Here is a 12,031-nt window from a genome sequence, read left to right as displayed (position 1 = left end):
TGCGGTTGTATCCATTCATTCTGTACAATTCTCAGGTATTGATAATTAACTTATTTTCCCAGTAAAAAACACAAAAAGAGCCCGCTTTTGGCAGGCTCCTCCGTTTGATTCCGTATACAATTAAAAATAATTATACAGTCAGCGCAAGAAACTGTAAAGCCCCGTTCGAACGAATGAAAAAAAGATAAATACAATATTCCATAAATATTTATCCAATCTTTAGGTTTGGTTTAGAATGAATAAAGGTTAGAGAGTTATATTGAGTAGGGGTGATTTATTATATTTACGATACTGATCGCTGATGACGAACTCGAAATCGTCGAATTGCTGCAGCTTTACCTTGAAAAGGACTACCATATTTTGAAGGCTACCAACGGTATGGACGCTTTACATATCATTGGGGAGCATACCATCGATTTAGCTATTCTCGATATTATGATGCCGGGGATGGATGGATTACAGCTGCTTAAGAGTATTCGCCGGGCGTATCATTTTCCCGTCCTGTTCTTATCGGCCAAAAGCCAGCATCATGACAAAATTCTCGGTCTGGAGCTCGGAGCGGATGATTATATCTCTAAACCCTTTAATCCGCTAGAGGTCGTTGCCCGTGTCAATGCTTTGCTGAGGAGAGTCCATCATTTTGATGTTTCTCCTGTGGAGAAGGAGCCGGCGGTTGAGAAAATTGTACTTGGAGCACTGACACTAGATCTGAGCGAGTGTGTTCTGTATGTCTCAGGGGAACCGGTTGTGTTGACCTCCACTGAATATAAAATCCTTAAGCTGATGATGGAAGAACCGGGGCGGGTGTTCACGCGCAAGCGAATTTATGAAGCGGTTTGGGAAGACTTCTATATGTATGAGGACAACAGTATCATGGTACATATCAGCAACATCCGTGAGAAGATTGAGTTGGATTCCAAGAAACCTGAGTATCTGAAAACCATCCGGGGATTGGGGTACAAAATTAATGCGCCTGTGGAGAACTAGAAACCAACGGCCGCTGCAGACGTCGCTTGCCTTTGACTTTTTACGTTTTCTTGTCATTGTTCTTGTCATTTCGCTTGGCGCCTATTTGTTTATACAACTGGATGTGACGCAAAAACTAAAGGATTATCAACTTGCAGATCCGGATTTAAAGGTCACGGCAAGCCAATATTTGAATAATCCCAAATCCGGACCGGAAACCGAGAAATTGCTGCGCAGCCGGGGCTGGCTTGAAATCTTGGACGGAAGCAAGCTCATCAAAGAAGTGATCGGAAATAAACAGGATCAGATGATTAGCTACTCAGAGGAACAATTGTATAAGCTGCTTGAGAATGATCGAAGTCAGGATTATTACTATTCATTGTCCCGCTACCCGGGCCCTGGTTCGACAGACTGGCTGCTGCTGAAAATCCCACGGGACCGTATTGACATCTCCATTAACAGCTACCCGTTTATGTCTTATTTTAACCATTCGGTTACCTTCTATATTTTGATTGGAGCGATGGTGCTTCTGGTGCTGATTGTTGTTTACAGCTATTCTGTAGCCCGGCGAATTCTCAAACCGCTCAAAACAATTAACGAAGGATTAAAGGAAATGATCCAAGGCAATTACAGCACCAGGATCTCTGTCCATGCAGAGCAGGAATTCGAGCAAATGGCTGAAACGTTCAACTACATGGCAGATATGATTGAGAAAACTACCAAGGCTACGCGGCTGGCGGAAGAAAGCAAGCAGCGGATGATGATGGACCTCTCTCATGATCTGAAGACCCCGGTCACCAGCATTCAGGGTTATGCGCAAGCCCTGTATGAGGGCCGCGTCGAGGATGTGGAAAGACAGCGAAAATATCTGTCATATATTCACAATAAGTCCTCCCAAGTCACTAAATTAATTCAAAATATGATGGAACTGCTCAAAACAGATTCGCCGGATTTCCTGTTGAAAATAGGGCATCACGAGCTTGGCGACTTCCTACGGGAAATTATCGCCGATTCGTATGGAGAAATCGAACAAAAGCGGTTTACGCTTCAGATCCAAGTACCCGATCAGGATGTTTATGCGCTCTTTGATCCTGAACTGCTGTCACGAGTGGTCTATAATCTGATCACCAATGCTCTGACTTATAATCCGCCCGGAACGAATCTTCGGATTGAACTCATTCCCCAGGCCACCCGAATGGTCATTGAAATTGCCGATAATGGTGTGGGGATTCCTCAAGAACTCAGATCCACCCTTTTCGATCCCTTTGTGCGGGGAGATGAAGCCAGAACGGCATCTGGAGGAACCGGCTTAGGCTTGGCTATAGCCCTGAAAAATACGGAAAGAATGGGCGGAACTTTGGAACTGGCCAACCCCGGGAAGGAATCAACCGTTTTTAAGATTAGTTTACAAAAATAATCTATATAGATGAATTTAAGATTTCCCTATTTTGGCGAGGACGTAACTACGGTGAATATTTGGACTTCCGGCCGCTGTTGTCCCCAGATTTCTTGATTTAACCCGCTTGATGCGGTGGAAATCCGGTGACAAAGGCGGTCGCTATCGCTCCTACAGTTCCAAAATTCCCCTTCGCTACTTTTGCCCTTTTGTGTAGTTATTAAGTTCATTCTTTATAGCTCCAAAAAAAATAGCGGCAGCCAAGGACGATAAACAAGGTCCTCGACTGCCGCTGTTTTATTGAAAAAATCAAATTTGCTCCGGTATAATGCCAACCACGGTTACATTCACTTGTGACACTTTTAATCCAGTCAGTATTTCAAGGCTGCTCTTAATTTTTTGCTGCAAAAGCTGCGCAAGCTGGTGAAGAGGAGTTCCGAGCACAAAAATCGGAAATATGTGAACCGCCAGCTCTCCCCCGTTTATCTGGAGGTCAATAGCTTTATAGAAGTCATCTCTGTTTTTGCGTTTTGTTTTGCCTTCCATAAGCGCCTTCACTTCTTCCGCTTCCTGAATCGCCTTGCCGGCAATCTTCAATATGGCCCGATTTGAAATCGTAATATTACCTCTATATCCGTTATTTAAGTTGTTCATCCCATCGCCTCCTTCGATTTATACGAACTATAGTCCCTCCCATTTTTCTTTAAAGAACAAATGATACGTATGCTTAGATAAAATTTTGATGACCATATACACAGGAATAATGATCAGCATGCCAATGAATCCAAAGAAATTCCCCACTCCCAGCACAAGAACTGTTGTGGTAATGGGATGAATATCAAGGCTTTTGCCAAAGACCAACGGTGAAATGATGTTATCCTGAACCTGCTGTGCCAACAGGATAATAACCAAAGCCCACAATCCCACAGCAGGAGATTCAACCAGACCTACAATCACAATAGGAACAGATGAGATGATGGCCCCAAAATAAGGAATAAAGTTCATAATGACGGCAATCAGCGTCAATACAAGAGCATAAGGTAACCCTATCAAAAGGAATCCGAGATACATCAGGACACCCAGCGCCAGATTAACGATAACTCTGCTAACGATATAGCTGCTGAGCGCGGCATCGATTTCTTTTGTAATTGTACTGGTTTTCCCGCGAAAACGTTTAGGAACAGCTCTTACGATGATTTTCCCGAATTTGTCGCCCTCCTTAAGCATATAGAACAACAAAATTGGAAAGGTAAACAGGATAATCGCTAAGTTGGAGACCGCTGAAAATAACCCTGTGACATAACTGGTTAATAAAGTGAACCCCTTATTTAAATATTCATTTAATTGGGAGAGCAGGCTGAAATCTTCGGGGAAAATTTTCGAGAAAAATCCTGTCTTCTCCAACTCCACAATTTTATCGTTTAATAAATTGAAAAGATGAGGCGCATTTTGCACCAGATTTATCAATTGCGATTTCAAGGGAGGCCAGACACCCCCAAAGAATGCCATTACAATGATAAACAAGAAAAGGTAAATCAGAAGGATCGCCGGTGTTCGCTTCAATTTCCACTTTTCCAGCAGAGGAATTAAAGGCCGCAAGATATAGTAGAAAAAAACGGCTAACAGCATCGGGATGAGGATCACACCGGTCAGCGCCTTAAAGGGTTTAAAAATAAAATCCACTAAAGAACCCACATAAATGATTGCAAGGACCAGCAGTATTGCTTTACCTATAGTAAGAAATTTATTTACATTTTTCATCTGCCATCTCCTGCTCTATCCAGCTTATTTGTATTAATATAGCGTTCCAATCTTTATACACTCTAAACTGAACCTAAAGATTAGATAAATATTATTATTACGGAAAGGAATGCTGCCGTGTCCGTCATATTGAAACTCTTGTGTGAAATAAATACATTTCAGTGAACACCCTCAGCCCAACTACTCATTGGCTTTAATTTTTTTTATTGTTACTTCGTTTTCTTCTATTATTACTTGATATTCAACAATTTCCCCTTTACCAAATACTTCGTTAAATTCTTTACTCACCGAGTAATTTTCCTTCGGATTTAATGTAATCTTAAATGTCTGTTTCCCATCTTCCACCCGGAACTTCGCAACTTCCCCAAGTTTGATATTACTATCGATTAAAGAATTAATTAGCGTGGTATCTTTTTGTTTAACAGTAACAACTACGCTTTTTAAATCCAACGGGCTATTATTAGTAATCATTAAGTTGTATTCTTCATTCTTTACTACTTCTGTATCACTTGATGTGTCACAAGCAGATAATAAAACTATAAGCAATGTAAGAACAGTTACAAATCTTTTCCTTGTCAAAAGGATCACCTCTCTGCTCTGTTAATTTATTGTGTTGATTGAAAATTGAAAAAGCATGTTGGTTACACCAGCCGAGGTACACCAATCGTTTATGATATCAAAATCTTCAATGGACAACCTCTCTAGAACGATACCTTTAGTATTATTCGTCATAAAAGAACACTTACCTTTAATTGGAACTAACCTGCCCGTGGGACTTGAACCGAGGGCGCTATAGTGTAACTTCAATGGACAACCCTCCAACTTGGACGTTGCCAAGATTGAGCTGAAAGCGAAAATTCCATACAAAAAGCAGCGACTCTCCTTTAGAGAATCGCTGCTTTTTGTATATTATTATAGCTGCTCATTATCATTTCTCGGCGCAAATCATGAACATCGGTGTTGAACGGTTCAATACTTGCTGCTTCTCATCCAGTACTTTGGCGTTCAGGTTCTCTTCTGTATATACAGCGGAGAAGCCCTCTTCCTTGAGGGTCCGTACATCCCACTCCGGACGCCACTCTCTGGTCAGCGGCAATAAAAGGCTCAGACGGTCAGTCTCCTCTATGTCCTTGTGATGCGGAAGCTCACCAAAGCCCCGGTCTATGTAGGCCTGCTGATCCTCGGCATGCTTCAACTGCATCTCTTCGTCCCAAAGATGACGGTTCCAGTTGGCATCGAAAACCAGCAGCCTTCCCTCCGGCTTGAGTACTCTTCTCCATTCCTTGTACGCTGACTGCGGATCGGCAAGGCTCCAGGTGACATTGCGGCATACGATCAGATCGAAGCTCTCCGCTGCAAAGTCCAGCTTGTGTGAGTCCATCTTGCGGAAAGTAACGGTGACACCTTCCCGTCTGGTATGTGCTCTCGCTTCTTCCAGCATATTGTCTGTGCAGTCGACCGCAGTGACCAGATGCCCGGCACTGGAGAGAATCACAGAGAAGAAGCCGGGGCCGCAGCCAATATCAAGAACATGCAGTCTATCCTTCTGCGGTGCATTCGCCAGGATAAGCTTCAGCCATGCTTCCCGCTGGAATCCGTTCAGTTCCCGCTGAATGCCTTCACTATACAGCTCTGCTTCACCTTCCCAATATGTTTCTACTTCCTGCTGGATACTCATGTATCATTCACTCCTTCTTGGCTATAATCATGAACCGGTTTACATTCTGGTAGCCGTATTTCAAATAATTCAGCGGCATCGCACGGGCAGGAATAAAGTTCCGCTGAAAATCTATACTGCGGAATCCGGCCCGTATCAGCGCTTTCTCATCAGCCTCAGGCCGCAGTACATTAACAAACGGCAGCTCGCTTAGCATGCTTTTATCCTGATTACTCCGTTGCCGGATTCTCTTCTCTGTAAGCAGAATCAGTGTCCAAGACAAGGCATACCATAGTCTGCGAAATAAAGTCCTGCTCTCGTTATACAAATAATTACCGTCAAAAATAATCAGGGTCCCTCCAGGCTTCAGAATTCGGTACCACTCGGCATAAGCCTTCTGTGGATCGGGCAGCGTCCATACCACATCCCGGCAAACCACTGCATCAAAGCTGTCGTCCAGCTCAGCATGCAAATCCGCAGCATCGCCGACATAAGCAGGAACTTTGTATCCAAAACGTTCAAAATTCTGTGAAGCTCTATTGATCATCCCCTGAGATGCATCAACGGCTGTAGGCAGATGTCCCATCTGCGATAAGAGGATGGAGAAAAAACCGGGCCCCGTTCCCACATCCAGCACCTTTTTCCGGGACTTGACTCCCAAGCCTTTAGTAAGCAGCTGCTTCCACAGGTTAATGGTTGTCTTGCTGCGGAATTGGGTCTGTATGACCTTGTCATAACTCTCCGAGCTTGAGGTCCAGTACTTTGAAATTTCTCTCAACATCATTCTCCACCTATATCGAGCTGATTCCAGAAGATTGGCGAGAAGGTCGTATACCCGGCTTTGAACCCTGTTACTCTCTTGTTCACTGCAAGGATATCATCGGGGAAGTATATAGCAGCAAACATGGCCTCCTGGTACAGCTTGGTGAAAATAGAGTCATAAGCGCTTTGGCGTTCCTGCAGATCGGTTGTACCTACGGCCGTGTCAATCAGTGATTCCAGTCCAGCATCTGACCAGACCACAGCAGGTGCTTCCTCAGTTTCATGGAACAGAGATAGGAGGAACGCATGCGGATTATATGCATCATCGTAGGTCCGGTACATGATCAGATCATAAGCTTTGGTTGTCCATAAGGCATCGTAATAGGCATTAGGCTCCAGAACCTGAAGATTCACAGCAATCCCAATCTCTTTGAGTTCGGACTGAACCAGCTCACTGATCGATTTCCATTCCGGAAATTCAGCCTGCTGCAGTACAAAGTTCAGCTCAAGCGGCGTACCAGCCTTCTCGACAATTCCATCTCCGTTTGAATCACTATAACCTGCATCCGTAAGAAGCTGTTTCGCTTCCGCCGGATCGAAGCCGTACCAGGTATTATTGGAGTCCGTCACATAAGGAACAGTCAGTGGGAACAACCCTTTAGCTTCACTGCCGATACCATCCATCAGATCATTGACGATACTTTTTTTGTTAATTGCCAAATTGATGGCTTTGCGCACATTCAGATCCTGAAGAACAGGTGTATTGTAGTTGAAGATCATGAAATGAGAGTTTGTTCCAGGTGCTTTTTGTAAAGTCAGTGACGAAGCCGCTTCGATCACGGGTACACTTTCAACCGGAATCTTACCCATTTGTCCCCCGGCAATGTCTATATCCCCGCTTTGCAGCGCCAGTACTCTGGATTGCGGGTCAGGAATGACCTTCAGAATGATTGTGGACAGCTTCGGCATTTCTCCCCAATAATAGGGATTTCTGACGAGTACGGCTTCCTGATCGGTTGTGAAGCTCTCGGCCATCCATGCCCCGGTTCCAATCGCTTTAATGAATTTGCCGGTAACATCTCCTGCTGGCTCCACCGCTGAAGGGCTGATCATCCGTACTGGTCTTGCAAAGGAAAGCTCCGTCAGGAAGGGATAATAAGCTTTGGTGAAGGTCATGGTAATCGTATGCTCATCCACAACATCAATAGATTGCATCGCTGTAGCCACATTCAACGAATTGGCCGGATCTTTAATCCAGCGTTCGAAGGAGAATTTAACAGCTTCAGCATTAAACTCCGTACCGTCTGAGAATTTGACTCCTTGGCGGAGATGGAAAGTATATACTTTTCCATCTTCGGAAATATCCCAGGACTCCGCAAGAGCCGGCAGGATTTCGCCCTTTTCTCCATACTCCACCAAACCGTCATATATCATCGCATGCACATTCATCGAGCCCTTATAGGCACCGGCGTCCAGCTGATCCATACCAGCATCAGCCGATATAGCAACAGTGATTACCTTGTCCGGAGCGTTGGCTGCTTGTGCGGCTTCATTATTGGCAGTGTTATTCGAACCGGCCGTTGGAGTGCTGCTATTGTTGTTGCTGTTGCTGCAGCCTGATGTCACCATAATTACCGCAAGAAGCATTAAGAATAATATTTGTGTTAATAAGCTGTTTGTCTTTGAATTCGTTCTCATTCCCAGTACTCCCCTTCTCAATTTAACATCATCAGAACGGCTGTAGTGCCAAGCTCTGCTTAGACTTTCTTTCTTAACCTGGGGTCCTGCACTGGTACTGATGACAGCAATGTTCGTGTATAAGGGTGGCTCCCTTGCTGCATGATATGCACACCCGATTGCTTCTCCACAATTGCCCCTTGATACATCACAGCCACACTGTCGCACAAACGGCTTACAACAGACAAGTCATGTGTAATGAAAACATAGGATAATCCCAGCCTATGCTTCAACTCCAGCAGCAGATCCATCATTTGCTTCCGCAAGGTAACATCCAGACTCGAGAAGGGTTCATCACATACAATCAGCTCCGGCCGCAGCGCGATCGCTCTGGCAATCCCTACCCTCTGCTGCTGGCCGCCACTGAGTTCATGCGGATAGCGGCGGATATGCCGCTGCTCCAGACCCACAAGATCGAGCGTGTCTGCGATCGTTTCCCTGAGGTTTTCGGCCTTGCCCGCTCCGTAGTTTCGCAGCGGCTCGCCGATAATCTGCTCTACCGTAAACAAAGGGTTGAAGGAAGCGAGACTATTCTGAAACACCATTTGCATATTGCTGCGGATCATACGCATCTTGCTGTGGCTCCAATCCGTATAATCCGTGCTTCTGTACAGAACCCTTCCGGAGGACGGTTTCTCCAACCCCAGCAGAATTCTGGCCAAAGTACTTTTACCACACCCGCTTTCACCCACAAGTCCCAGGCTTTCACCGGCCTCAAGACTGAGTGACAGATTGTTCACGGCTTGAACACTCTTGGCCTTATGCGTGAACCACCCCCTTTCCGCACTATACCTTTTGTTCAGGCATACCGCTTCCAACAGCTTCATAGCTCCCACCTTCTTTGAATTCATGTGTTATTACAGTTGTTATCTGCATTCCATTAAATACTTAGTATATGGATGCACTGGATTCGAAAAGAGTTCAAACACGTTTCTCGATTCCACGATCTTCCCGGATTTCATCACATATACATAATCAGCGAGCTCAGCTACAACGCCGAGGTCATGTGTGATCAGCAAGATACCGACATGGTTCTCCCATCTAATTCTGTCCAGCTCTTTGAGAATCTGGGCTTGAATGGTTACATCCAGTGCTGTTGTAGGCTCATCTGCAATAAGCAGGCGTGCACCGGAGACCAGTGCGATGGCGATCATTACCCGCTGACACATACCACCGCTGATCTGAAAAGGATATTTATTGAAAAGCCGCTCAGGTTCGGCCAAGCCTGCTTGCTGCATCTGCCTCAAGGCAAGCGCCTTAGCTTCTTTTCCCGATACCCGCTTGTGCAGCATAACCGTCTCCATAAGCTGCCTGCCAATAGTCAGCACCGGATTCAGCGCATTCATGGGATCTTGAAAGATAACAGCCATTTCTGTTCCCCGGAGCTTCCTTAACTGGCGGCTGGAGCACTCCAGAAGGTTGTTGCCTCCCAGCCGGATTTCTCCGCTCTCAATAATGCCTGACGGGTCTACTAATCCTAAGATGGACATTGCCGTAACACTTTTGCCGCTGCCGCTCTCACCGACAAGTGCTACAATTTGCTGCGGCTTCACTTCGATGCTGACATCATCCACAGCCGTAACTTTTCGACTCCCTGTATGAAAGCTGGTACGTAAATGACTGACTTTCAGCAATGCAGGTCCTTCCATCATCTTCTGAATCCCCACTTCCCTATAGTACCGGAATCATGCTCTGACCGGCGCAAGCCCTCCCCCAGCAGATTAAAGCCCAGGACAGCAAGCATTATCGCCAGTCCGGGGAACAGCATTAGACGCGGCTGCGTCTGAATGTAGGCGCGGCTGTCGTTCAGCATAATCCCCCATTCCGGTGTTGGCGGCTGGGCTCCCAAACCCAGAAAAGACAAACCTGCAATCGAGAGCATAATTGTACCCACCTCCATAGAAGCAAGAACCAGAATGGGACGGGCAGCGTTCAGCAGGATATGCCTGAGTACGATTTGCAGATGGGAAGTGCCTGACGCTTTGGCCGCCAGGATATATCCGCTTTCCTTAATTTCAAGCACCATGCTGCGGATTACTCTGGCGTACCCCGTCCACCACACTGCGGCAAATGCAATTAACAGGTTCTTCATACTGGGGCCCAGCATGGCTGCAATGGCAAGGGATAGAATCAGGCTCGGAAAAGCAAGCAGGATGTCGATGATCCGCATCATCAAGTGATCGATCTTTCCGCCAGCGTAACCGGCAATAAGGCCAACCGGAATGCTGATCGCAAAAACAACGATCAGCACTATGAATGAATAATACAGGGATGTCCGGGTTCCATAGATCAGCCGGGATAAGACACAGCGTCCCAGATGATCGGTACCGAGCGGGTATTGCCAGGAAGGCATGCTCAATTTATGTTCCATGTGAATCTGCAGCGGATCGGAGGGTGACAGCCAGGGGGCGAAGAGTCCTATACAAATGAATAAGAGCACTATGCCCGCTCCCAACCGGGCTCCTGTATTCTTAAATAAGCTAATACGAAACATGACAAGCGGCTCCTTCTACAGCTTCACCGCAGCCTGATTCGAGGATCCAGCAGCAGATGCAGCAGATCCACTGCCAGATTAATCAGGACAACGACAACAGCCATCAATAATACATAACCCTGAATGACAATATAGTCCTTCCCAAAAATAGACTCGATGGCATACTTGCCGATTCCCGGCCAGGAAAATATAGTTTCAACAATAACAGAGCCGCCGAGCAGCCCTGCTATGTTAACACCAAGGAGGGTAAGACTCGGTAGAAGTGCATTGCGGAGTGCATGTCCACTGATAATTCTCCATTCCTGCAGTCCCTTGGCTCTTGCTGCCGTGATGTACGGCTTGCCCAGAACGTTCAGCAGACTGGAACGAATCAAACGGATGTAGACTCCTGCCATACCAAAGCCTAGTGTACATGCAGGCAGAATTACACTGGCAGCCCCCTCCATTCCCGTAACAGGAAACACTTTAAGCTTCACTGCACCATAATAAATCAGGAGCAGGCTAAGCCAATACCCTGGCATTGAAACACTGATCAGTGCGACTACTCTGCCCAGTCGATCGGGCAGTCTCCCCGGATACAGTGCTGAGCCCACTCCAAGAGGCAGGGCAATAAGAATTGCAGCCAATAAGGAACAGGCGCTGAGCAGCATTGTGGCCGGGAAACGATTCATTAGCTCCGTGAATACGGGACGGCTGCTGCTGTAAGATATCCCCAAATCGAGATGGAGCACCCGGTACAACCAATGAAAGTATTGCATATGTATAGGACCGTCCAGACCAAGTATATGCCTGGTCGCTTCAATAGCTTCACGTGTAGGCTTAATGCCGTCAACACGCAGCATAATCTCCGCCGGATCACCTGGCGTTAAGTGCATCAACGCAAAGGTAATGAAAGAGATGCCTAACAGCACGGGGATCATCTGCAGCAAGCGCTGCAACAGATAACGTATGATGGCATTCAACTCCAAATTATTAATCGTAATTATTACGATTATATCACAAAAATTTTTAATTAGTAGTCTTAAAAATATTTATTTCATGTTTATCCAACTTTCGCACCTGGAAATTGTCACCCTTGAGGGCGTCAGAAGAATTCAAAATATTTACTCGTATTGACAAAAAAACACCTTGCTTGTTGGGTATCATGGAAGTGCGACTAACCATGCCAACAAGAAAGGTGCGTAAGTTTAATACCAGCACAAAGGGGTTGAGTATTGAACTGAGTAACTCAATGATTAAGTAACTCAATAATTAGGTA

General features: G+C 45.8%; 12 protein-coding genes. 2 read left to right on the top strand and 10 right to left on the bottom strand.

Annotation, left to right across the window (positions count from 1 at the left end; translation table 11 throughout):
* Positions 1-276 precede the first annotated feature (276 nt).
* Both ACQ76X_RS10905 and ACQ76X_RS10900 read left to right on the top strand, forming a co-directional pair.
* Complete coding sequence (locus ACQ76X_RS10905; RefSeq protein ID WP_379145166.1) at positions 277-987, top strand: response regulator transcription factor; 711 nt, start codon at positions 277-279, stop codon at positions 985-987.
* Positions 968-2,383 (top strand): sensor histidine kinase, encoded by a 1,416-nt coding sequence (locus tag ACQ76X_RS10900; RefSeq protein ID WP_438493685.1) that lies wholly within the window; start codon positions 968-970, stop codon positions 2,381-2,383. The genes ACQ76X_RS10905 and ACQ76X_RS10900 overlap by 20 nt, the downstream gene beginning before the upstream one ends.
* Before the next feature lie 288 nt (positions 2,384-2,671).
* Here the strand turns inward: ACQ76X_RS10900 and ACQ76X_RS10895 are convergent, their stop codons facing one another.
* From ACQ76X_RS10895 to nikB, 10 genes are all read right to left on the bottom strand, one after another.
* Positions 2,672-3,016, bottom strand: coding sequence for an Asp23/Gls24 family envelope stress response protein (locus tag ACQ76X_RS10895; RefSeq protein ID WP_438493683.1), 345 nt, complete (start codon positions 3,014-3,016; stop codon positions 2,672-2,674).
* Between the two features lie 27 nt (positions 3,017-3,043).
* Positions 3,044-4,123, bottom strand: coding sequence for an AI-2E family transporter (locus ACQ76X_RS10890; RefSeq protein ID WP_438493681.1), 1,080 nt, complete (start codon positions 4,121-4,123; stop codon positions 3,044-3,046).
* Positions 4,124-4,303: 180 nt separating this feature from the next.
* Positions 4,304-4,702: a hypothetical protein gene (locus ACQ76X_RS10885; protein WP_438493679.1), complete on the bottom strand. Its 399-nt coding sequence runs from the start codon at positions 4,700-4,702 to the stop codon at positions 4,304-4,306.
* A gap of 349 nt (positions 4,703-5,051) precedes the next feature.
* A complete protein-coding gene (locus ACQ76X_RS10880) occupies positions 5,052-5,801 on the bottom strand; it encodes a class I SAM-dependent methyltransferase (RefSeq protein WP_438493677.1) in 750 nt (249 codons plus the stop codon).
* Positions 5,802-5,808: 7 nt separating this feature from the next.
* Complete coding sequence (locus tag ACQ76X_RS10875) at positions 5,809-6,561, bottom strand: methyltransferase domain-containing protein (protein ID WP_438493675.1); 753 nt, start codon at positions 6,559-6,561, stop codon at positions 5,809-5,811.
* Positions 6,561-8,240 (bottom strand): nickel ABC transporter substrate-binding protein, encoded by a 1,680-nt coding sequence (locus tag ACQ76X_RS10870; protein ID WP_438493673.1) that lies wholly within the window; start codon positions 8,238-8,240, stop codon positions 6,561-6,563. Before ACQ76X_RS10870 ends, ACQ76X_RS10875 begins: the two co-directional genes overlap by 1 nt.
* 59 nt (positions 8,241-8,299) lie before the next feature.
* The gene (locus tag ACQ76X_RS10865) at positions 8,300-9,106 is read right to left on the bottom strand and encodes an ATP-binding cassette domain-containing protein (RefSeq protein ID WP_438493672.1); all 807 of its coding nucleotides are present in this window, start codon (positions 9,104-9,106) and stop codon (positions 8,300-8,302) included.
* Between the two features lie 39 nt (positions 9,107-9,145).
* Positions 9,146-9,931: an ABC transporter ATP-binding protein gene (locus ACQ76X_RS10860; protein WP_438493670.1), complete on the bottom strand. Its 786-nt coding sequence runs from the start codon at positions 9,929-9,931 to the stop codon at positions 9,146-9,148.
* Positions 9,928-10,773: a nickel transporter permease gene (gene nikC, locus ACQ76X_RS10855; RefSeq protein ID WP_438493668.1), complete on the bottom strand. Its 846-nt coding sequence runs from the start codon at positions 10,771-10,773 to the stop codon at positions 9,928-9,930. The genes ACQ76X_RS10860 and nikC overlap by 4 nt, the downstream gene beginning before the upstream one ends.
* Before the next feature lie 23 nt (positions 10,774-10,796).
* Positions 10,797-11,735: a nickel ABC transporter permease gene (gene nikB / locus ACQ76X_RS10850; protein ID WP_438493667.1), complete on the bottom strand. Its 939-nt coding sequence runs from the start codon at positions 11,733-11,735 to the stop codon at positions 10,797-10,799.
* Between the last annotated feature and the right edge of the window lie 296 nt (positions 11,736-12,031).

It is taken from the genome of Paenibacillus sp. IHBB 3054 (assembly GCF_051594305.1).
In the GTDB taxonomy this organism is placed as follows: Bacteria; Bacillota; Bacilli; order Paenibacillales; family Paenibacillaceae; genus Paenibacillus_AQ.
Note: the sequence above shows the minus strand (reverse complement) of the source record. Positions and strands in the feature narration are given on the sequence as shown.